This is a genomic window from Lacrimispora sp. (assembly GCF_047605665.1).
Lineage (GTDB): Bacteria > Bacillota > Clostridia > Lachnospirales > Lachnospiraceae > Lacrimispora.
In genome coordinates, this window is sequence record NZ_JASGFH010000008.1 from 45,301 (window position 1) to 67,439 (window position 22,139).

Sequence of the window (22,139 nt, forward strand, 5' to 3'; positions counted from 1 at the left end):
GGATTTCTTAAACTAATTTTGCTTCTGCAACCAGGAAATCAACTGCTTCCTGTACTGCTAAATCTTCCTTCATCTGCTCCAGGCCGGCTTCACCCATGAATTCCTTCACCTGTGGGATTTCCATTCTGTAAGCTTCTGCCATGCTGGCAATTTCTTTCTCAACTGCTTCTTCAGAAGCGGTTAAGCCCTCTGTCTTTGCAACAGCCTCCAGCACCAGTCTGGTCTGGATTCTCTTCAGTGCCTGAGGTCTCATCTGCTCTCTTAAAACTTCAATGGTCATGCCGGTAAACTTCATATACTGGTCAAGAGACAGTCCCTGGCTCTGCATTCTTCTTGCATAGTCATTCACCATGTTATTCACCTGGCTGTCGATCATTGCCTCCGGAATTTCCATAGTGGCATTTTCAATGACCTTTTCTACTACGCGGTCTTCGTTCTCAGTAGCTGCTGCCTTCTCTTTTCTGGAAGCAACTTTTTCCTTGATATCATTTTTGTATTCTTCAAGGGTTTCAAACTCAGAAACCTCGCTTGCAAACTCATCGTTTAACTCAGGAAGTTCTTTTTTCTTGATTTCCTTAACTGTTACCTTGAATAAAGCAGGCTTTCCAGCTAATTCAGTAGCATGGTATTCATTAGGGAAGGTCACGTTTACTTCGCATGCCTCTCCGACATTCTTACCTACCAGCTGCTCTTCAAAGGTGTCGATGAAGGAGTGGGAACCGATGGTCAGAGGATAATCCTCGCCCTTTCCGCCTTCAAATGGCTTTCCGTCTACAAAGCCTTCAAAATCGATGACTGTCTGGTCGCCGTCTTCCACTGCTCTGTCCTCTACGGTGACCAGTCTGGAATTCTGCTCCTGAACTCTCTTTAACTCTGCGTCAATATCCTCATCGGTCACATCTGCAGATGCTCTGGCAACTTCAATCCCCTTGTATTCACCCAGAGTTACTTCCGGCTTCACTGCAACAGTTGCAGTATAGATCAGGGTTTTTCCCTTCTCAACCTGTACGACATCGATTTCAGGTCTGGATACGATCTCCAGTCCGCTTTCCTCTGCTGCATTGCCATATGTTGCATCAAGAGCTTCGTTTATTGCATCTTCGTATAAAACGCCTGCTCCATACATTTTTTCAATCATGGCCTGAGGAGCTTTTCCTTTTCTGAATCCAGGAATGTTGAACCTGCCCTTATTCTTATTATAAGCTGCAGTAAGAGCCTTATCAAACTCTTCAGCCGATACCTCTACGGTTAACTTTGCCATGTTTTTTTCTAATTTTTCTACTTGTAAACTCATTAATGGGTTCCTCCTTGAGATATATGTGAACCGCCATACCGTGAGGGCGTTACACTTCAATTTAGCATTATAACATACTCGTCCCGTAAATTCCAGTATTATTTGTGAAAACTTAAGCCGTGGAGAAATATTATTTCAATTGGGGCACTTTTCTGAAAAATGATGCGTGCCACGGCGAATCTAATCCATCATCTTTGAAAACTCCTGCATCTTCTTCGCAATGTAAGGATCAAGAGGACGGATTTCCATCTGAGGCCTGGCGATATAATACCCCTGGAACAGGGAAACGCCCCAGCCCATGAGAAATTTCAGCTCCTCCGCAGTCTCCACGCCTTCTGCCAGCACGCGTATGTGGTTGCGCTTTGAAAAATCCAGAAGACTCTTTAAGATGATCTGACGGTTCTGATCCTTGTGTATTTCCCTCACAATGCTCATATCCACCTTTACAATATCCGGCTTCATGCGCAGCAGGATAGTCTCGCTGTTATATCCCGTTCCAAAATCGTCCACAGCGGTCTGGGCCTTCCACCGCTTTGCCATATCCAGCTTCCTGGTCATAAAGTCCTTGCTGGCAGGCTCGCTCTCCGTCATTTCAATGACAACCCGGCCAAGCATATCTCCGTACAGCGCTTCCAGCTTCAGCCAGTCATCTTCCGCCAGACAGACGCTTGCAATGGAATTGATGAACAGCTTTTCCTCTGTTCCCAGGTGGCCTGCTTCCATTTCTGCGGCTGCCGCTTTCATCCCTGCAAACCAGGTGACTTCCTCCATCTGGGGAAGCTTTGCCTGGGTCCTGGCCAGATTCAAGACTTCGTCAATTCTCTTTATATTGGTAAATTCCGGCCTCATCAAAAGCTCATAGCCGTAAATGGTTCCTTCCCTCGTGGCAATGGGCTGAAAGGCAAACCGCACATCTCCCGTATCCAGCATATGATTAAATTCTTCGCTGCCCGCCAGCATATAGGAGTTGCGGATGTAATCATTGTAATCAAATTCCTTGACCATTCCCTTGACGCTGTGCTTTACCATATACATGGCAAAGTCCGCATAACTGAATAAGGTATCAAAGGAATCCGCATCATCAGGATACCAGGACAGACCCCCGGATACGCGGATGGGAAACTGATATCCGCCCTCCACTTCCAGCTTGACCTTCCTGACCTGATTCATGAACACTTCCACCCGTCCTCTGATCTCCTCCTTATTGGCACCGGCCAAAAAGGCAACGAATTCATCACCCGAATACCGGGATACAATGGCTCCGTACTTTTTCAAACGCTTCATGCAGCTCGCAAAGAGAACGAGATACCGGTCCCCCTCGTCATGGCCGTAGGTGTCATTGATGAATTTCAAATTGTCCAGATCCCACATAACGACAGCGGCAACCTGGTCCTTCTGAAGGGCCATAGCTTCCTTAACCCGTTCCCGGAATGCCCTCCGGTTGTAAATATCCGTTAAAAGGTCGTAGTTGCGCTCCCGCTCCAGTTTTTCCTTTTCCTCGATGTCCGCCGTCACATCGGAACAGACGCCAAGCATCATCCCTGTCTCAGACTCATCCAGAATGAATTCCACCCACCGGTTTCCTCCCGGTTCCTCCAGACACCTGACAATGCGGTTTCCCCTCATCTTGATTCCGGAAAATGTCTCCGCCATGCTGGCCTCAAACTCCCGTATGCTCAAGTAGCAGTAGGGCTCTTTCATCTCTCCCCAGCCCAGCAGTTCAAAGAGGGAACGGCTGCAAAAGACCTTGTCATTCTCATCATCGTACTCAAAAACCCCGATCAAAACATTGGCATGCTCCAGAATACTCGATATCTTGGAAGAAGCCCGTTCCACTTCCCGGTTCAACTGCTCAATGATTTCCGTCAGTTCGTCAATTTCACTGATATGCACCCGTTTCAGCGCCAGCTCCCGGTTTACAGACTTTCTCCGAAGCTGCATGGACAGCCCCAGAATGGGTTCTGTCACAATCCGTCCCAGAATATAGGTTCCCAGCATGCTGAGAAGAAGGGGGATCAAAATGGAGCTGAACAGCATGCGCCGTATTCCATGATAAAAAGACAGCAAATCCTCCTGGCGGGCGACTCCTGCCAGAACCCATTCCTCTTCCTCAAAAGGGCTGTTGCTGCCGTAGGTTTCAAAGGTTTTTATGCTGGCATACCACTTTGTTCCGTCAGAGGATTCCAAATGGCTGATATCTTCGCCTCCATAATTCTTATACTGAATCTCCTGGCTTTCATTAAAATACTGGTTATATAAGTATCCGGAGCTGACAACAGGAACAATGGTATTGGTCCCTTTTTTTCTCATCCCCAGAATCCAGCACTCTTCAAAGCCAGATTTGGACCGGTCCTTTTCCAGAAGCCTCTTCATCTGGCTCAAGGTCATTTCCAGACCGCATACGCCTGCCACAGTTCCGTCACTTAGAATGACCGGAATGGAATACGTGATCACCGGCATGTCCTTTGGGCTTAACCGAAACGCCGGGCTGAAATAAGCAAACTTCATGGCATCTGACTGCTGGGCCTGATTTTCAACTGCAAGATTGTAAGGCTTATGGTAAAAAGAAGCGGACTCCCCTGTCTCTCCAAATCCCAGCTCCCAAAAGGAGTCCAGGGGAATCCCGTATTTTTCTGCAACAGAAGGAAGTCCCCGTTCCATGAGCAGGGACGAATTATCCTTTAAATATCCTTCCGAATTGGAATTGCGCACATAAAAGCCGGCCTGCATCCCCTCTGGGCTGTTTTCGGCTGCAGGACCGTTTAAAATCAGAAAGACTCCCGTCGCATTGTTCAAATGAAGGACGTCTATGGACTTTTGCATGACTCTTTCCACTATTTTCCGGTTCAGTTCATAATCCCGAAAAATATCCTTGGGCTTTCTGCCGTTCCTTTCCAGAACCTGTTGGATTTCAGTCGCCATAAAATCAGGATTATTCAGCATAATCCCCCAATTATAAACGGTTTCCTTTTCCAATGCCAGCTTTCTGTTTTCCGTATTTTCGTTTAATATATGGATTTCATTATTTTTTAACTTGATGGAAACTCCGCCAAACAGCACCATTCCCGCTATTACCACTGCCTGTAAAACCAAAAGGAACAGCAGCGGTCCCAGCAGACGATTCCGGATGGATTCACTTCTCTTATTCTTCATAAATTACTCTCCGATAATCTCCTCAAGCTGTTTCTTTGCGCCCTCATACCAGGCATTAAAGTTTTCATCCGTCACAAAATCTGCCACAGCATCCTCTCTTGAAACACCCTCGCCCATCAGCGTCCGCACTTTCTCGTAATCCTCCCTGGCCTTTGAGGACATGGAGGAGGAGAGGATACCTCTGGCTTTATCACCGCCCTTAAAGGGCTTTGAAGTGTAGAGCCGGTAACGGTTCACCGTATCCAGACCAATCGCAAGGTTCTGGGCTGCAGCGCTGCCTTCTCCTGCTTTCTCTAAAAAGGGCTGCAGGGCTTCCTCAGCCGCAGACACCTTTTTCACCGGGAGGTAGCCGGAGCCTATGGCAAAGTCCAGGTTATTTTCCACACTGGTGAGAGACTTTAAAAAGCTGACTGCTGCGGACTCCCGCCTTTCATCCGACTTCACCACCATCATGCCGGCTCCCTGCTGAACTGCAATAGGAGCTGCCCCCTCAAAATTGGGAAGGTGGTAAAGTTTATTCTCTATGGCGTAGTTCGTCCCATCCTCCAGGGTCACAGAGGTTGGAAAGTAAGCGATTCCGGTGGTGGCTCCCACCACTGCAGCCAGTTTTCCCGTTTTCACATCATCGCTTCGGAACTTTCCATAGGCTCCGTAATATCCATTGACATAAGGAACGTAATAATTATCCCAAAGCTTTCTCATGGCTTCCTTATCAAAGTCCAGAACCACGGTTCCGTTCTCGGCCCTAAAAATCTCGTGGCCAAGCTGCAGGCTGCCGATGATCATATAGTTAGCAAATGCATCTCTTCCAAAGAACGCCTTCCCATCCTCCGGCGTCTCAGTCAGACTGTCTGTCCATTTGTAGTATGCCTCTGACACACGGGTAATGCCTTCCCAGGTGGAAAAGGCTTCTTCTGTCTCCCCCGTGGCCTCTGCAAACTTATCCCAGTCCGTCTTGTTAATGGCGAGGATTTCCGTTGACTTGGCAATGGGGAACACCTTTAAGCTCTGGCTGCTGTCAAACCTTCCTTCCTCTATGTAAGCGGACACATACTCTTCCAGCTCTTCCCCTGTCAGATACTGGCTTAAGTCTGCTGCCAGACCCATCTGGTCCACCTCATACACCTTGTCCGCATAAGCGGAAAAGATATCCGGCAGAGGCTCTGCCCCCACTTTCTTTTCAATGCTGTCGCTGACCGCAGTGCTCAGTTCATCAATGCTTCCTTTATTAAATGCCTTCACAACAATATTATTTTTCCTGCCCTCATTCTCATTAAATGCCTGAACCAGGCTGTCAAACCCCTCTTTCTGGACACCGTTGTAATAGTGCCAGACCGTAATGGTCACCGGTTCCTTTCCCGACCTTTTATCTGTGTTCTTCTTATCACATCCTGAAAGCAATATAAGGGACGCTGCCGCCAGAACCGGTAATATCCATCTCTTTTTCATACGTTTATCTCCCCGGCAAAGCCTGATCGTACTGAATCGCCTCCTGAATCTGGGCAGCAAGCTTCCTATCCTCTAAAAGCCCTAAAAGCTCAATTCCAAGGTCCAGGGCATAACCAAGCCCTCTGGCCGTGGTCACATTGCCGTCAGTCACAACTCCCTGTCTCGTATGCTCCGCGCCCTTAAGCTCTGCCTCATAACCGGGATAACAGGTGGCTTTTTTTCCTTCCAGAATGCCAAGCTTTCCCAACACGCTGGGAGCAGCGCAGATTGCAGCAATCCGCTTGTTCTCTGCATGGGCCTTTTTTAAGGTCAGTGCAAGGCCTTCATGGGCCCCCAGATGCTTTGTCCCCGGCATTCCGCCCGGAAGGAAGAGAAGGTCTGCATCATCGCAGTCCACCTCGGAAAACTCATAATCCGCCTGCAGACGGATTCCATGGGAGGTAACCACGTCTTTTTTTCCGGTGACGGAAACCAGCTTTACATCCTGGCCTCCTCTTATTAACACGTCAACGACTGCCAAAAGTTCTACTTCCTCTGAACCGTCTGCTACAAAACCATATACTTTTGCCATTTTCATTCTTCCCCTTCCAGATTTTGAAATGTACTGATTCCGGTTATCTTGATGTAATCCACCAGATACGCTGTGTCAACTTCTTCGCCGCCCAGCATTTTTATTAAAATATCAGAGGCGGTCCTTGCCTGTCCCTCATGATCATTTAAAACAGTACCTGTCATTTTGCCTTCTTTAATATATTCTACCGTGTCCCTCAGTCCGTCTATCCCCACCAGGAGAATATCCTTTCCCGGAATACGGCCTGCTTCCTCTGCCGCCTTTAAAGCTCCGTTTGCCATGGCATCGTTGTTGCTGATAATGACCTCCAGCCTGCTGCCGTAAGTGTCCAGAGCAGTTTTGGCAAGCTTTTCCCCTTTTTCCTGGTCCCACTGCCCGCTTCCGGAAAAAAGCTCCTCTGTTTCCATTCCACCTGCTTCCAATGCCTTGATGGAGTATTCCGTCCTGTAACGGCTGTCTTCATTTCCCTCTTCTCCCATCAGCATGGCATAGGAAACCGTTCCGTCTTCATTTAAATCTCCCTTTTTCGGAGCTTCCAAAAGCAGTTCCCCCTGGTAAGTGCCTGCCTGTCTGGAATCCGTCCCTACGCTGGATACAGCCATCTTACGTTCCTTCCAACGGCTCTGCTCCTCTTCTCCCGGCTCCCTGTTGATGAAAACAAGGGGAATTCCCGCCTGGGAAGCGCTGTCCGCCAGACGGCCCGCTGCCTGGACCTCCACCGGGTTTATGATGATTCCGTCGCACCCTTCTGCAATGAACTGCTCCATCTGGCGGTTTTGTTCCTCCTGGTCCCCGCCTGCATTGCGCATGACCACTTCCGCCTGATACGTTTCCTCCAGATACTGCTTCAGCTCCAGACGGTATAGTCTCATGAACTCATCATCATACCGGTAGATGCTGACTCCGATCTTAGGTCCCTTTTTTCCGGCCCCCTCCGCTTCACCGCTTTCGAATGCCTGGGTCCGGGGGCTTTCTTCCTCTTTCTGATAGGGAGCGCAGCCCCATACCACGAAGACAACTCCCAGCATGAGAAGGCCCATGGCAATCCATCTATTTAACTGTTTCATAATTCCTATTCTCCTGCATGTTACTGTAGTTTCCATCTTACCACGTTTTTCAGATTTTTTCCACTATCTTCTATTTTTTGCTTTCCTGTGGTATACTAAGGACATTTAACAACAATTGACAGAAAACAGGAGGACCTATCCATGGAAATAGAACGCAAATATCTGATATCACATCCCCCGTCTGACTATACTTCCTTCCCTCACCATCTCATTGAGCAGGGATATCTTTCCACAGAGCCTGTGGTCCGGGTGCGCAGGGAAGATGACACGTATTACCTGACCTACAAATCAAAAGGGCTTTTAGCCCGTGAGGAATACAACCTTCCTCTGACCGAAGAATCGTACCGCCACCTGATCAAAAAAGCGGATGGCCATATTCTGACGAAAAAGCGCTATCTCATCCCGGTAAAAGGTTCGGATCATCTGACCATAGAGCTGGATGTCTTTGAAGGCAGGTTTGAGGGACTTATGCTGGCTGAGGTGGAGTTTCCTTCTTTAGAAGAAGCAGAACACTTCCTTGCGCCTGACTGGTTCGGAGAAGATGTGACATTTTCAGGGGAATATCAAAACAGCCGTTTAAGCCGCCAGCCTTAAGCAGGCTCACATCCGGCTGTATGCAAAGGAACCGGAAAAGGTGCAGGACTGATCCCGCACCTTTTCCGGTTCTTTTATTTATTTCTTTGCAATGTATTTTCTGATGTCAAGGGCAATAGCCACTACGATAACGATTCCCTGAGCGATGTACTGGTAGTTGGTGTCAACGCCCAGATACTGCAGACAGGTCTTTAATATTTCGAATACGAGCACACCGATTAAAACGCCGGACACTCTTCCGATACCGCCGTTTACGGATACACCGCCGATGGTACATGCTGCGATGGCTTCCAGCTCCCAGCCCATTCCCATGTTAACAGAGGAACCGCCGGATTTTGCGCCTACCAGGAACCCGCCCAAAGCATAAAGAGCTGCTGCGGTCACATAGATGATAATTTTGGTTTTCTTCGTATTTACGCCGGAAACTTCTGCTGCCTGCTCGTTGCCGCCGATGGCATACATATATTTTCCGTGAGGTGTTTTATTGTAAATAAACCAGATCACAAAGCCCACTGCAAGAGCGATGAGGAACAGATATGGAATCGCTCCAAACAGTCTGCCCTTTGCCACTTCCGTGTAAGCAGAACGGTAGCCGCCGATAGGAGTCGCATTGGTGTAAACCAGGCAGACACCGTAAACGATCAACTGCATTCCCAGAGTTCCGATAAAGGCCGGAACCTGAAGGAAGGAAACCACCATACCGTTAATCAGTCCGAATATGGCACAAACAGCAACACAGATTAAAAGCACAACAACGACCCACCAAACCCCGAAATCAGGAAGGTTAGGAAAGAACTTTCCGCTGTAATCCGGCTTCTGGAGCAGTGTACCTGCAAGGCAGGCAGAAAGGCCTACCATACGTCCGGCAGAAAGGTCTGTACCTCTTGTAATAAGGCAGCCTGACACACCGCAGGCGATGATAAAACGGGGGGCTACGTTTAAAGCAATATTTTTAAAGTTATCAAATGAACCAAATGACGGCTGTCTGATGGCGGTGATAATAGCCAACAGGATGAGAACAACAATGATTCCGTTATTAATAAGGAAATCCTTTACATTGATTTTTTTCGTTGCTGTCATGATTGAACCTCCTGTGTGAAATTTTCTCTTGCATTATCGTTTAAATCGAATTTTGTGGCAAATGCCATGATTCTTTCCTGAGTTGCCTCTTCCTCTTCCACTTCTCCCGTAATCCGTCCGTTACACATGACGATAATCCGGTTTGACATGCCAAGCAGCTCCGGCATCTCGGAGGAAATCATAATAATCGATTTTCCCTGCTTCACAAGGTCAATCATGATCTGATAAATCTCATATTTAGCGCCTACGTCAATTCCTCTTGTAGGTTCATCCATAATCAGCACATCGGGATTATTGGCCAGCCATCTGGCAATGATCACCTTCTGCTGGTTTCCTCCTGATAAGGACTGAATGGTGGTTTTATCGCTGGGGGTCTTGATGCTCAGCTTTGCAATGCTCTCCTTTACCACTTCCCCTACTTTTTTGCCGTTAATGACACCGCTCTTGACGTAGTTGCGATAGGACGCAATGGCTGTATTATCGGCAATGCTTAAGCAGCCGAAAATTCCGGTTCCACGCCGGTCCTCTGTGATCATTCCAACAGAATCGTTGATGGCATCCTGAGGGCGCCTGACTACTGCCTTTTTTCCAAGAATCTCGATTTCCCCGCTGGCAACGCCCCGCATGCCGAAAATCGCTTCCATCAGCTCTGTTCTCTGGGCTCCTACAAGTCCGCCGAATCCTAAAATCTCTCCCCTTTTCAGCTCAAAGGAACAATCCTGGAAAGATTTTTCATGGATGCTGCTTAAATGGCTCACCTTTAAAACAGTTTCTTCGGTTCTGTAATCTCCCTTAGGCGGGTAGACATTGCTCAGTTCACGTCCAACCATCTTCTTTACAATTTCATCGTCGGAAATGTCCTTGATCTCCCAGGAACCTACATAAGTACCATCACGCATGATCGTGATATCATCAGCGATCTGCCTGATTTCAGCCATCTTATGGCTGATATATATCATAGAAACACCTCTGGATTTTAAATCCCTGATAATGGAAAACAGTGCATCTACTTCATTATCAGTCAGGGAAGAAGTCGGCTCATCCAAAATAACCAGTCTGGCATTCTGGCTCACTGCCTTTGCAATTTCCACTGACTGCATTTGTCCTATTGATAATGTTCCAAGCTTTGCCTTGGGATTGAAGCTCATCTTAACATCTTTCAGCCATTTTTCCGCTTCTGAGTTCATGGTCTTGTGATCCACGATTTTTAAAGGACCGACCTTTACCATGGGATATCTTCCCAAGTACATATTTTCAGCAATGGACCGGGCCGGAACCGGCTGAAGCTCCTGATGCACCATGGCGAGTCCTTTGTGAAGGGCATCGTCAGGGTTTGCAATGCTGACTTTTTCTCCATCAATGAAGACCTCACCCTCATCCATTTTATAAATGCCGAAGAGGCATTTCATAAGGGTCGATTTACCCGCTCCGTTCTCTCCCATCAGAGCGTGAACGGTACCGGGACGTACTTTTAAATTGATTTTGTCAAGTGCCTTGACACCGGGGAAGGATTTGCTGACTCCAGTCACTTCCAATCTGTATTGCTCTGCCATCCCGTTTCTCCTTTCCTTAATTACGCCCATGCTTTATGGGCATAATGGTATACCCGCAGGGTGATTCATTAACATTGCCCACGCTTTATGGGCAAAGAAATCTTTAAAAATCGGGTGTGCCTTACAGACACACCCGTTTCTAACGGCTGCTGGAAATTATTTTAATTTTTCAAGAACTTCCTTAGCATTTTCTGTTGTAACTTTTACATAGTCTACCATGTTTACGTTTTCAACTTCTTCTCCAAGGATGAAAGCTGATGCCATATCTGCTGCTGCCTGAGCCTGGGAAAGGTGATCATTGAATACAGTACCGGTCATCTTGCCATCAAGAACGTTCTGAACAGCTTCTGTCAGCGCGTCTACACCTACTAAATAGATGTCTTTGTTTACGGTACGGCCTGCTGCTTCGATGGACTGAAGAGCACCAAGAGCCATAGCATCGTTGTTACAGAAAACAACTTCGATTTGATCGCCATACTGTGTCAGAGCGTCCTGAACGATCTGCTGAGCTTTAGCCTGATCCCAGTCACCGCGCTGCTTTAACAGTTCTTTTACTTCTACGCCTGCGTCAGTAAGAGCTTTAACAGAAAACTCTGTTCTGAACTGAGCATCTACGTTCTCTGGGTCACCCTGAACCATGATATAGGAAACAACGCCGTCGCCGTTGATGTCGCCCTTATTGGAGGTTTCCAGAATTTCTTCGCCCTGATAGGTTCCGGACTGTCTTGCGTCGCAGCCTACATAAGTAGCTTTGATCTTTTCGTCTTTCCATCTCAGCTCTTCTTCTGGGGTTGGTTCACGGTTGATGTAAACTACAGGGATTCCTGCTTCTTTACACATTTCAGTAACTTCAGGAGCGGAAGAAGACTGAACAAGGTTTAAGATCAGTACGTCGTATTTCTGAGTGATGAAATTCTGGATCTGGTTTGTCTGCTCTGCCTGATCGTTCTTTCCATCCTGAACAACAACGTTTTCCTTCTTAAAGCCCAGCTCGTCCACTAAGTAACGCTGAAGCTCTGTGCGGTAAAGGGTCATAAAGTTATCGTCGAATTTGTAAATGGAGATACCTACTTTTTTGTCGGACATGTCGCCGCCAACAGCCTCTTTCACTGCTTCTGCAGTTGATTCTGCTGTAGTTTTGCTTTCTGCTGCTGTTGTAGCTTCTGTCGCTGCAGCAGTTGTCTCTTTGGCACCTGACCCACAAGCTGCCATAGAAAGTACCATCAGTGAAGCGATACCGATTGCTGCTGCTCTTTTGAGTAATCTCATAACTAAAATCCTCCCATATGATATATTTTTGATAGGCGTTTTGCCCTATCGATAAACATATTATACAGTTCATTTATGCACTTTTCCATATAATTTTCTTGGTTTATATATCGAATTTTTTAGATTGCCTGATTCATTCGATTTTTTTCGATATTTATATCCATTTTTCACAATATGGAAAAAATCACTGGGCTGTTAAGGTGATCTGGCTGCACTCATAGTATTTGTCCCTGTCCAGTTTTACGGATTCTCCCACCTCCTGGCCCAGAGCCTCTGCCGCTGCGATCTTAAAGATCACCTGTGCATACTCCCTGCTGTCACACTGGACGGTTCCGAAAATCTTTCCGTTTTTAAGCCCTTCCAGTCCCTGAGGCGTTCCGTCAATTCCCACAATCTTGACCGGCCTGTCAAGGCCCTCCCGCTCCAGGGCATCTGCTGCTCCCAAAGCCATGTCATCGTTATTGCAGATCACCACTTCGATTTCCTCCGGGTATTCCGAAAGCCACTGCTCCATCCATGCGGAGGCCTGGCTTCTCTCCCAGTTTGCGATTCCTCCTGTGATCTTTTCAAGGGGAACTCCCCCATCCTTTAAGGTCTGGATGGACCACTCTGTCCGGATCAGGGAATCCTGATGGCTGTTTTCCCCTTCCAAAAGCACATAGCTGACCTTTCCGTCTCCGTTTAAGTCAAGGGAAGAAGGGTCCTTTTCATAGGCTTCCACCAGAATATTTCCCTGGAGAACCGCAGACTCCTTGGCGTTTTCTCCCACGTAATAGAGCTTTTCCCAGCGCCGCATATCCTCTTCCACAGGCTCCCGGTTAAAAAACACCACCGGCTTTCCTGCATCCATGGCCTTGCTGATGATGTTGGAAGCCATGGAGCGGTCCACCATATTGACGCAGATGGCATCATAACCCAGGGAAATAAACCGGTCCACCTGGCTGTTCTGGGTATTCTGATTCCCCTTTGCGTCCACGATGTCCATGACCACCTTAATTCCCGTCTCTTTTTCGTATTCCTTGGCCTGTTCCTCAATCTTCCCCCGTATGGTGTTGATAAAGGAATCATCTCCCCGGTATAAAGTCACCCCAATGCGGATGGACTTTTTCTCCGCCCCGCTCTCTTCCCCTTTTCCTGATCCGGCAATTCCCCAAAAGACAAGTACAAGAAGGATTGCCGCCGCCAATGCATAATATCTTTTTTTCATCCTGCCACCCCCATTTTAATCAATCGGATATAAGATTCGTTCAAATCTGCTTTCCCTTAAATGTTCCTTCGTAATATAATGGGTCTCCAGAAGAATTTCCTCCTTCTCCACCCCTTTATGAACCGCTTTCACCGCTTTTTCAATGCTCATATATCCTGCATCAAACTGATCGCTAATCACCAGTCCCTTGATCCTTCCCCGGTCCAGCTCCGTCAGTATTTTCGTTGTGCTCCCGATTCCGTAAAGCCTGATCCGGGAGTTTCCGTATTCCGGGTTTCCTGAGAGAATATCCGCTGCCTGGTCAAGGCTCTTCACATCAATGGCTGCAATGACTTCTTCCCCGGAACTCTCCGCCAGAACCTCCTCCGCCGGTTTTTCATACAGCATCACGGAAAATCCTGCCTCTTCAAGAGTTTTTGAAAGGCTGCTGTAAACATCCTTGTTGTATCCATATGAAAGGTCTGAACAGATGACCTTTACAGCCCCTTTTGGAGAGTTCTCTTTTATGATTGCCTGTCCCAAAAGCCTTCCTTCTTCTTCGTGGTCCGGGGTGATTGCGCTTTTGACCTGGTCATTGGGAATGGGACTTCCCATGACAATGACAGGGCTGTTTAAAATCATCTCATCCAGCCGTTTTCCGCATTCCACAGGATTGACCGGAAAGAGAACCACTGCCGAAGCGCCGTCGTCAATCTCCCTTTTCACCAGCTCCATCTGACGAATGGGGTCCCCCTCTTCATAAAGGGTGATAAAACTCACATCGGCATTGTATTCCTCTGCCGCCTTATCCGCTCCCTTTCTGAAATTGGAGTAATAATCGTCGGAGGTATCGCTGATGATGACGGAAACCGGGTAGATGACCGTCTTTTTTTCCTTGATAATCAAATCCGTGGAAGAGAGCAGGAACAGGATCACAAGTCCCCCTGCCAAAAGACTCCACAATAATTTTTCCTGTCTGGTCACAGCCTTCCCCCCTTTCCTGTCATGGAATCATAAGGAACCGCAGGAAGGCAGATGGTGATGGACGTTCCTTCATCAGGCTCCGAATCAATGGTCAGCCCGTATTTTTCTCCAAAATACAGCTTGATTCTTTCGTTGACGTTCTTTACACCGATTCCGGAGCCTTTTTTTGAGGTCACGTGAACCTGGTCGGAAAACAGGCTTTCCACCTGTTCCTCCGTCATGCCAAGACCGTTATCCTTTACAGCCAGGAAAAGGTCCTCCTCTGTCTTCCAGACATGAATAGAAATTTCTCCATCCCCATCCATAAACTCCATCCCATGATAAATGGCATTTTCCACGAGAGGCTGGAGAACCAGTTTTAAACTGGTCAATTCCAGGCAGTCTTCCTCGGCGCGGATTTCATAGGAAAACTTGTTTTTAAAGCGCATATGCTGAATCATCAAATAGTTGCGCACATGCTCCAGCTCATCTCTCACTGTAATGACGCTCTTTCCCTTGCTCAAGCTGATGCGGAAGAACCGTGCCAGGGCAGTCACCGCCTTTACAGCCTCTGCCTTCTGTTCGTTTTCAATCATCCACACGATGATATCCAGGGTATTGTAAAGAAAGTGAGGGTTGATCTGGGACTGCAATGTGTCAAATTCCTGCTTTCTCTTGGCCTCGTGTTCCTCCACGATATCATCCATGAGAACCCTGATCTGCTTCGTCATATTTTTAATGGAATTTCCAAGGTGCTGGATTTCGTAAGACCCCCCTATGAAAATAGGCGTTTCCAAATCCCCCTCCTCCAGAATTCCCACGGATTTTTCCAGCTCCTTAATGGGATTTGTGATGCGGGAGGAGATATAGGAGTTGATCAGGGCCAGGATGAACAGGATGAGGGTGATGAGGAACACGATAAAAAGTCTGGTTTTGATAGAGTTCAAGGAAACTACGTTTTTAGGCGTCACTCCAACCACCTTCCAGCCCGTATAACCGATGGACTTCACCGTGATAATCCGGTCCTCTCCCCGAAATTCCTCCTGATGGTTTCCGTCTTTATACCCGGCTGCAACCATATTGTTTTCCTGCAGGCGCCCGGAATCAATGAGCTGGATTCTCGGATGATAAAGAATCTCCCCGTCACTGCTGATTAAGTAAACGTAGCCGCCCTTTCCCGTGGTGACCCCGTCAAACAAATGCTCTAAGCTGGAGTAGCTTAAATCCACCAAAAGCACGCCTTGGGTGGTAGAAGTTCCTTCCGTCAGCTCCACAGCTCTTGATAAGGAAACCACCCACCGGTACTGGTTTTCATTGCTGTCAAAGACATACTGGACATGGGGATAGGAAAAATGCTGGTTTTCCGTCTTTTCCAAAGCGCTTAAAAACCACTCCTCTTTCGTCACATCGAGGCCGTTTTTCAGTCTGGCCGCGGGAACTGCCTCCACCATGGCGCCTGACTGGGAAAATAGGGCAATGTTATCCACATTATCCTTGTTGTTATCGTACAAAAGAGTGATTTCGTTATTGATGGATTCTGAGGAAAGGTCCGCATTTTTCACCGCCCCGTAATACAGGGAATCCGACAGCTTCATGACCGTCCGAAGATAGGATTCCACGGACCTGGCCGCCTGATTGATCAGACTCTGGTTTTCCTCCTGCACCATTTCCGCCACCTGGGAGGAAAGGCGCTGATACAGGGAAAATGTGATCAAAAGGCTGGCTGCCAGAGCGGTCACTGTAAAATATATAAAGATCGTATAGCGAATGCTGGTATTCTTTTTTTCCATTTACCTGGCTCCACGAAATTTGGTCGGCGATACGCCGAACTTCTTTTTGAATACATAGCTGAAATAATTCTGTTCCGGATAACCCACCTTGGCCGCAATGACGTAAGTCTTGTCATCGGTTTTGTTGAGCAGCTCCACCGCCTTATTAAGCCGCAAGTCCGTCAAGTAGGCGATGTAAGCCTGCCCCGTCTCCTTCTTGAACATGGTGGAAAAATAGGCAGGGCTCATGTGAAGATGGCGGCATATCATTTCCACGGATAAGTCCGGGTCCTGATAGTGGTCCAGAATATACTGCTTGGCCTCCTGGATGACCTGGCGGGCAGTCATGTCACGTTCCTGGTTGATGACCTGGTTCATTTTCTCCCCTGTCTTTAAAAGCCACTGTCCGAACTCCTCTTTCTTCTGGAGGTTGCCCAGGATTTCCATATAAGCCAGCTCTCCGCCCAGAATGTCCTCCAGAGTCAAGTCATACTGGCGGATCATCTGTAGGACGCTGTTTACCACGCCGAACATATAGACCTGCTGCTGGCGGGAATGAACCTTGGCTGACTCCATCTTCTCCATAATTCTGGACACTGCCGCCTGAATCTTCTCCGCAGGCCCGAATTTAATGGCTGAAATCAAATCCGCTTCTGTCATGCTGTCAAATTCCAGCTTTCCATTTCCTACCGGTTCCATATCGTTAATATATATGGTATTTCCCCTTCCGGCTATGGCTTTATAGCCCAGAGCGTCAATGGAAGACTGGTAGCTTTCCCGAAGACCGGATAATTCCATGCAGCTATGGCCGATTCCGATGGTGACCGGAACCTGTAAAATACGCTTTGTCTCCTTGCAGATATCCCCCAGCACGTCAATGAGCCCGGTTGTGGAATTATTCTCATCAAGAGCGGCCATTGCCACCATATCGGCCTCAGAGGAGGACTGGAAAATGGCGAAGCGGCAGTATCCCTGCAGCTTTTCCCTCACGATCTGCATGACGGAAATGGGAATCAGTTCTTCTTCATTGTGAAGGGAAAGACTTTCCTTCATATCTCCCCGCTCCACATCAATGGCGGCCAGGACCCATTTTCTCGCTCCCAGAACAGGGATATCATACTCTCTCAGCTTCTGCTCTGCCAGCTCCCTGGAAAGATTCTTATGAACGAGATCATTGAAAAACTGTTCCCGGATAATGGGAAGGCTTTTTCTGTAATTTTCCCGAAGGTGGTTTAAATTTCTCTTTTCTTCTATTTCCTGATCCAGATTAGACCTGATCTTCTTTAATATAGAAGTCAATTCCTCCACATTGACAGGCTTTAAGATGTATTCAGTCACATTCAGTTTAATGGCTCTCTGGGCGTATTCAAAGTCGTCATATCCGGAAAAGATCAGCACCTTCATGGAAGGATACCTTTGCCGGATTCTCTCTGCCAGCGCCAGTCCATCCATATAAGGCATCCGGATGTCCGTCAATACCACATCAGGCTCCAGAACCTCAATTTTTTCCATGGCATCCTCCCCGTTTTCCGCATCGCCTATGACCCGGAACCCAGCTGCCTGCCAGTCTATTTTCTTGATGATGCTTTTGCGCACTTCCTCTTCATCATCCACTAAAATTATGGTATATAAATCCATGGCATTCTTTCCTTCTCTCTCTTCTATTGCCGGATCTGATAAAGCAGGGCATTTACAATGGCCGCTGCCACATTGCTTCCGCCTTTTCTCCCTTTTGCCACGATAAACGGGACCTGTGCCAGTGACATGATCATTTCCTTGGACTGGACCACATTGACGAAGCCTACCGGGACTCCGATGATCAGCTTAGGCTGGATTTTTCCTTCCTGTATCAGCTCATAAAGCCGTACCAGGGCAGTGGGCGCATTTCCCACCGCAAAAATACAGTCCTCAGAGAGGCCGGCAGCCTTATCCATGCTGGCCCTGGCCCTCGTGGTATTATGGTTTTTGGCGTATTCTGCCACATCTTCATCCGCCATAAAACAGTCAACGCTGCATCCCAGACGTTTTATGGCGCCTTTGTTGATGCCCGCTTTGCCCATATTGGTATCCGTGATGATCCTACATCCGCCCTTTAAGGCTTCCAGCGCCTTTTCCACCGCGCCGGGAGAAAATATCAGGTTATCGGCGTATTCAAAGTCAGCCGTGGTATGAATGACCCGTTTGATGATCAGTTCATGTTCCGGATTGAGAACCTTTTCTCCAAGTTCTTGTGTTATGATTTCAAAACTTCTCTTTTCTATTTCTTCGGGCAGCACCCGCTCTAATTCATAAAATTCCATTGGTTTCTCCCTGTTGTTTTAATTCAGCTACTCAAGTCCCATGATCTCATAAATCCGTTCCATGTCAAGGCTGTCCCTCAAAATCTTTGCCAGACGGCCATACTGCTGTTCCTTGTATTCCTCATAGCGAAAGCTTCCGTCAGGTTCAAAGGCCAGCCCTTTTTTCTCCATCAGGGCCTTTACCATGGTTGCCGCGATTCCTTCCCTGTCAAAAAAGCCGTGGATATAAGTGCCGTATACATTTCCCCTATGGCAGCCATCCATCTTAGCCAGATGAGAGCCCGACTGGCTCTCCATAATATAAGTCAGAGGAGGCAAAGACCTGGTTGTTTCTCCCATATGAATCTCATAGCCCTCCACCTCCATGCCGGAAAGGTCTTCAAAAATACCTCCAATGCCGGTGCAGGACCCGGAAACCCTTGTTCTCGTCTTTTCTTTTCCAAAAACAGTGCGGACAGGCAAAAGCCCCATGCCTCTTATGGATGAAGCCGCTGATTCTGACTCCACCATATGAGGATCAGACAGGCTCTCTCCCAGCATCTGAAAACCGCCGCAGATGCCAAAAATCGGAACTCCGGCCCCTTCCAGCTTGCAGACTGCCGCTTCCAGGCCATTTTGGCGCATCCAGAGCAAATCCTGAACCGTATTTTTGCTGCCCGGCAGAATGACCATGTCCGGTCTTCCCAGGTCCGATACCCGGTCCACATAGCGCAGATGGACTTCCGGTAAAATGGAGAAGACCTGAAAGTCCGTAAAATTGGAAATTCTGGGCAGCCGGATCACTGCGATTTCCACAGCCGCCTTCTCTGTCCGTTCTTTTCCTGCCAGATGATTTCCCAGACTGTCCTCATCCTCTATATCCACATCCATATAAGGCACCACACCTGCCACCGGAATATGAAGCCGTTCTTCAATCATTTGAAGTCCTGGGTCCAGGATGGTCTTATCTCCCCGGAATTTATTGACGATCAGTCCGCCGATCATTTCCCGCTCTCCCGGCTCCAGCAGCATGACGGTTCCGTATAGCTGGGCAAACACGCCGCCCCGGTCAATGTCTCCCACCAAGAGGACAGGTGCATCTGCCATCCTGGCCATTCCCATATTGACGATATCATCCTGCTTTAAATTGATTTCTGCCGGACTGCCCGCCCCTTCGATGACTATGATATCATACTCATCTGAAAGGGAGTGAAAAGCCTTTTCAATTTCCGGTATGAGATTTTTCTTGTATGCAAAATACTCTCTGGCAGGCATATTTCCTATGGAAATGCCATTTACAATCACCTGAGAGCCTGAGTCGTTGGTGGGTTTCAGCAGAATGGGATTCATGGCTGCGGAAGGCTTTACTCCCGCTGCTTCGGCCTGAACCACCTGGGCCCGTCCCATTTCCAGACCTTCCTCCGTAATATAGGAATTCAGTGCCATGTTCTGGGATTTAAAAGGAGCCACCCGGTAGCCATCCTCTTTGAAAATGCGGCATAACCCTGCCGCAATCAGGCTCTTTCCTGCATTGGACATGGTCCCCTGTATCATGATGGTCTTTGCCATTTCCTCACTCCTTTTCCTTACAAATTGCCCACGCACTTTGGGCATAATGGGATACCCCCGTCAATCACCCACGCACTTCAGGCATAGGGGAACATCCGCAGGGCATTTCCCTGCATACTGATTCTAAAATAGAAATAAACTCTTCGTTTTCCTTCCGCCGCTTGACACAGATGCGGTAATAAGTCCCGTCAAGCCCCCTGTAATTGCCACAGGAACGGATCAGCACCTTTCGTTCAAGAAGCTGTTTATAAAGGAGGTTTTCTTCCTCCAAAGCAGCCTGCCTCATATCCCGAAAGAAAATATAATTAGCCATGGATTCAAACACAAAAAATCCAAGCTCCAAAAGCTTTTCTTTTAAAAACTCCCGTTCACACGCAATAAGTTCTCTGGTCCGTGCCACATAATCACTCTCTTTAAGAGCAGCAATCCCCGCGGCCTGGGCCAGAGAGGATACGCTCCAGGGCTGGCGCAGCTCCTCCATGCGGTTTGTTATCTTCCGGTCAAAGCATATCCCGTAACCCAGGCGCAGGCCTGCCATGGCGTAAATCTTGGTAAAGGCTTTTAACAGGAATACATGTCCGAACTCCTCTTTTTGAAGGTCTTCCAGAATGGAATACCGTTCCGGTTCCTGCAAAAACTCATTGAAGCATTCATCCACCACACAGAAAATCCCTTTTTTCCTGCAAAAATCAAGAAGCTTTGCCATATCCTCTCTTTTTGCTGCAAAACCGGTAGGATTATTAGGATTGCATAGAAATATCATCTGAAAATGGATTTCACTTTCCTCTATCCACTTTTCCAGCTTCTTTTCTTCCAGACGAAATCCTTCCTTTTCCTCTAAATCAAAATAAGTGATCTCACTGGAAACTGCTAAAAGTGCCTGCCGATACTCCAGAAAGGAAGGGGCTATTAAAAGGGCATGTTCCGGCTTCACTGCCTGCACGATCTGAAATATCAAATCAGCCGCTCCGTTTCCGCATATGACCGCTTCCGCCGGAACCTGATGGAACTCTGCCAGAGCCTGTTTTAAAGCCAAACACCGGCTGTCAGGATAACAGGAGCAATTCTCCACCGCCTCATGGAGAGCCTCCCTCACCTTTTCAGGAAGCCCTAAAGGATTTATATTCGCCGAATAATCAATTGTAACGGAATTGGTATAAATGTCTCCCCCATGCTGATATTCCATACTTTGCCTCCTGAATTTTGTATCTTAACCCCCGGAGAGAGGCCTCTCTTTGCCCTATGGGTAAATTCTCCCTATGAATCAGGCGATATTCCTGCACATCCGGTTGATTTATAAACCCAGGGTTGAAAGAGGCTTTTCTTTCAACCGTATTTGTTCTGTCACACAATGAAAAAAAGTATAAGAACGGCCATCAAAGCCAGTCCATAAGTAACGCTCATCAAATCATTGGCCCTGGAAATGTCCTGGTATTCCACAGGCCTGATGTCATCTCCTATGGCAGGCTTTTCATACAGTTTTCCAAAGTAAACTGCATTTCCAGCCAGTTCAATTTGAAGCGCTCCGGCGCAAACGGATTCTGTCTGGGCGGAATTGGGACTTTTATGGTTGAACCGGTCCCTCTTAAATATTTTTAAGCCGTTTTTTCCATTGAACGGATTATTCCCTTTACTTTTTCCATAGAAAAGCTGACACAAATATCCTGCCCCTATCATAAACAGGGCCGATAACCTGGCTGGGATGAAATTACAGATATCATCAAGTCTGGCCGCCGCCCATCCGAACCAGATGTATTTATCATTTTTATATCCCACCATGGAATCCATGGTATTGACCGCTTTGTAAAGGAATACTCCAGGTCCCCCAAAAAGCACCATTGCAAGAAGAGGAGCAATGATCCCGTCAGAGGTGTTTTCCGCTACTGTCTCTATGGCTGCCTTTGCAATTCCGGTATCCGTTAAGTTTTCCGTATCCCGCCCCACGATCATGGAAACAGCCTTTCTGGCTTCCTCTATATCCTTTTTACAAAATGCCTCATAAACCTTCATGCTTTCCGTCCGAAGGGAACGCCATGCCATCATCTGGCCGAACATGATGCTTTCTGCCGCAACTCCCACATAAGGAGAAAGGCTGTAAGCGCCCACTGTCACGGCCCCGGATAAGACTCCCACTATCAAAAGCACCAAAACCACCAGCCACACACCGGCTGTACGCTCTCCCTTCTCTCCCTTTGGAAACAACTTTCTGAGTCTTTTCTCCAGCCAACCGATCAAAGATCCGATTGCGCAGACCGGATGCCAGAGCCATCTGGGGTCGCCAAAACAAAAATCCAGAAAACAGCCTATAAAAACCGCTAATAAATGTAATCGTATCATTTTCCA

General features: G+C 47.7%; 17 protein-coding genes. 1 reads left to right on the forward strand and 16 read right to left on the reverse strand.

Features of this window, described 5'->3' with window-relative positions; all coding sequences use genetic code 11:
• Nucleotides 1–7: 7 nt before the first annotated feature.
• From tig to QM657_RS08250, 5 genes are all read right to left on the reverse strand, one after another.
• Nucleotides 8–1,294 (reverse strand): trigger factor, encoded by a 1,287-nt coding sequence (gene tig / locus QM657_RS08230; protein ID WP_415066128.1) that lies wholly within the window; start codon nt 1,292–1,294, stop codon nt 8–10.
• 180 nt (nt 1,295–1,474) lie between these two features.
• Entirely contained in the window at nt 1,475–4,447 is a 2,973-nt protein-coding gene (locus QM657_RS08235; protein WP_415066129.1) for an EAL domain-containing protein, read from the reverse strand.
• Nucleotides 4,448–4,450: 3 nt separating this feature from the next.
• Nucleotides 4,451–5,896 (reverse strand): extracellular solute-binding protein, encoded by a 1,446-nt coding sequence (locus tag QM657_RS08240; RefSeq protein ID WP_415066131.1) that lies wholly within the window; start codon nt 5,894–5,896, stop codon nt 4,451–4,453.
• A 4-nt stretch (nt 5,897–5,900) separates the two neighbouring features.
• Nucleotides 5,901–6,467 (reverse strand): DJ-1 family glyoxalase III, encoded by a 567-nt coding sequence (locus QM657_RS08245; RefSeq protein WP_415066133.1) that lies wholly within the window; start codon nt 6,465–6,467, stop codon nt 5,901–5,903.
• A 2-nt stretch (nt 6,468–6,469) separates the two neighbouring features.
• Complete coding sequence (locus QM657_RS08250) at nt 6,470–7,534, reverse strand: galactose ABC transporter substrate-binding protein (protein WP_415066134.1); 1,065 nt, start codon at nt 7,532–7,534, stop codon at nt 6,470–6,472.
• A 141-nt stretch (nt 7,535–7,675) separates the two neighbouring features.
• Between QM657_RS08250 and QM657_RS08255 the strand changes: the two genes are divergently transcribed.
• Nucleotides 7,676–8,128: a CYTH domain-containing protein gene (locus QM657_RS08255; protein ID WP_415066135.1), complete on the forward strand. Its 453-nt coding sequence runs from the start codon at nt 7,676–7,678 to the stop codon at nt 8,126–8,128.
• A 78-nt stretch (nt 8,129–8,206) separates the two neighbouring features.
• On the opposite strand, the gene QM657_RS08260 is transcribed toward QM657_RS08255, so the two are convergent.
• From QM657_RS08260 to cbiB, 11 genes are all read right to left on the reverse strand, one after another.
• Nucleotides 8,207–9,208 (reverse strand): galactose/methyl galactoside ABC transporter permease MglC, encoded by a 1,002-nt coding sequence (locus tag QM657_RS08260; RefSeq protein ID WP_415066136.1) that lies wholly within the window; start codon nt 9,206–9,208, stop codon nt 8,207–8,209.
• Complete coding sequence (locus QM657_RS08265) at nt 9,205–10,761, reverse strand: sugar ABC transporter ATP-binding protein (protein ID WP_415066137.1); 1,557 nt, start codon at nt 10,759–10,761, stop codon at nt 9,205–9,207. The genes QM657_RS08260 and QM657_RS08265 overlap by 4 nt, the downstream gene beginning before the upstream one ends.
• Nucleotides 10,762–10,917: 156 nt before the next feature.
• On the reverse strand, nt 10,918–12,030 hold the full coding sequence (locus QM657_RS08270) for a galactose ABC transporter substrate-binding protein (RefSeq protein ID WP_415066138.1): 1,113 nt from the start codon (nt 12,028–12,030) through the stop codon (nt 10,918–10,920).
• A gap of 184 nt (nt 12,031–12,214) precedes the next feature.
• On the reverse strand, nt 12,215–13,237 hold the full coding sequence (locus tag QM657_RS08275) for a galactose ABC transporter substrate-binding protein (protein WP_415066139.1): 1,023 nt from the start codon (nt 13,235–13,237) through the stop codon (nt 12,215–12,217).
• Nucleotides 13,238–13,252: 15 nt separating this feature from the next.
• Nucleotides 13,253–14,200 (reverse strand): substrate-binding domain-containing protein, encoded by a 948-nt coding sequence (locus QM657_RS08280; protein WP_415066140.1) that lies wholly within the window; start codon nt 14,198–14,200, stop codon nt 13,253–13,255.
• Nucleotides 14,197–15,969 carry a sensor histidine kinase gene (locus tag QM657_RS08285; protein WP_415066141.1) on the reverse strand — a complete coding sequence of 591 codons (1,773 nt, stop codon included), beginning with the start codon at nt 15,967–15,969 and terminating at the stop codon, nt 14,197–14,199. Before QM657_RS08285 ends, QM657_RS08280 begins: the two co-directional genes overlap by 4 nt.
• Nucleotides 15,970–17,586, reverse strand: coding sequence for a response regulator (locus tag QM657_RS08290; RefSeq protein ID WP_415066142.1), 1,617 nt, complete (start codon nt 17,584–17,586; stop codon nt 15,970–15,972).
• 23 nt (nt 17,587–17,609) lie between these two features.
• Nucleotides 17,610–18,248 (reverse strand): precorrin-8X methylmutase, encoded by a 639-nt coding sequence (locus QM657_RS08295; RefSeq protein ID WP_415066143.1) that lies wholly within the window; start codon nt 18,246–18,248, stop codon nt 17,610–17,612.
• Nucleotides 18,249–18,275: 27 nt separating this feature from the next.
• The gene (locus tag QM657_RS08300; protein WP_415066144.1) at nt 18,276–19,796 is read right to left on the reverse strand and encodes a cobyric acid synthase; all 1,521 of its coding nucleotides are present in this window, start codon (nt 19,794–19,796) and stop codon (nt 18,276–18,278) included.
• A gap of 64 nt (nt 19,797–19,860) precedes the next feature.
• A complete protein-coding gene (locus QM657_RS08305; protein ID WP_415066145.1) occupies nt 19,861–20,982 on the reverse strand; it encodes a pyridoxal phosphate-dependent aminotransferase in 1,122 nt (373 codons plus the stop codon).
• 158 nt (nt 20,983–21,140) lie between these two features.
• Nucleotides 21,141–22,133, reverse strand: coding sequence for an adenosylcobinamide-phosphate synthase CbiB (gene cbiB / locus QM657_RS08310; RefSeq protein ID WP_415066146.1), 993 nt, complete (start codon nt 22,131–22,133; stop codon nt 21,141–21,143).
• Nucleotides 22,134–22,139 lie beyond the last annotated feature (6 nt).

Excerpts from the sequence above, each read along its gene's own strand:
- tig (WP_415066128.1), bottom strand. The coding sequence starts at position 1,294 with ATGAGTTTACAAGTAGAAAAATTAGAAAAAAACATGGCAAAGTTAACC.
- QM657_RS08235 (WP_415066129.1), bottom strand. The coding sequence starts at position 4,447 with ATGAAGAATAAGAGAAGTGAATCCATCCGGAATCGTCTGCTGGGACCG.
- QM657_RS08240 (WP_415066131.1), bottom strand. The coding sequence starts at position 5,896 with ATGAAAAAGAGATGGATATTACCGGTTCTGGCGGCAGCGTCCCTTATA.
- QM657_RS08245 (WP_415066133.1), bottom strand. The coding sequence starts at position 6,467 with ATGGCAAAAGTATATGGTTTTGTAGCAGACGGTTCAGAGGAAGTAGAA.
- QM657_RS08250 (WP_415066134.1), bottom strand. The coding sequence starts at position 7,534 with ATGAAACAGTTAAATAGATGGATTGCCATGGGCCTTCTCATGCTGGGA.
- QM657_RS08255 (WP_415066135.1), top strand. The coding sequence starts at position 7,676 with ATGGAAATAGAACGCAAATATCTGATATCACATCCCCCGTCTGACTAT.
- QM657_RS08260 (WP_415066136.1), bottom strand. The coding sequence starts at position 9,208 with ATGACAGCAACGAAAAAAATCAATGTAAAGGATTTCCTTATTAATAAC.
- QM657_RS08265 (WP_415066137.1), bottom strand. The coding sequence starts at position 10,761 with ATGGCAGAGCAATACAGATTGGAAGTGACTGGAGTCAGCAAATCCTTC.
- QM657_RS08270 (WP_415066138.1), bottom strand. The coding sequence starts at position 12,030 with ATGAGATTACTCAAAAGAGCAGCAGCAATCGGTATCGCTTCACTGATG.
- QM657_RS08275 (WP_415066139.1), bottom strand. The coding sequence starts at position 13,237 with ATGAAAAAAAGATATTATGCATTGGCGGCGGCAATCCTTCTTGTACTT.
- QM657_RS08285 (WP_415066141.1), bottom strand. The coding sequence starts at position 15,969 with ATGGAAAAAAAGAATACCAGCATTCGCTATACGATCTTTATATATTTT.
- QM657_RS08290 (WP_415066142.1), bottom strand. The coding sequence starts at position 17,586 with ATGGATTTATATACCATAATTTTAGTGGATGATGAAGAGGAAGTGCGC.
- QM657_RS08295 (WP_415066143.1), bottom strand. The coding sequence starts at position 18,248 with ATGGAATTTTATGAATTAGAGCGGGTGCTGCCCGAAGAAATAGAAAAG.
- QM657_RS08300 (WP_415066144.1), bottom strand. The coding sequence starts at position 19,796 with ATGGCAAAGACCATCATGATACAGGGGACCATGTCCAATGCAGGAAAG.
- QM657_RS08305 (WP_415066145.1), bottom strand. The coding sequence starts at position 20,982 with ATGGAATATCAGCATGGGGGAGACATTTATACCAATTCCGTTACAATT.
- cbiB (WP_415066146.1), bottom strand. The coding sequence starts at position 22,133 with ATGATACGATTACATTTATTAGCGGTTTTTATAGGCTGTTTTCTGGAT.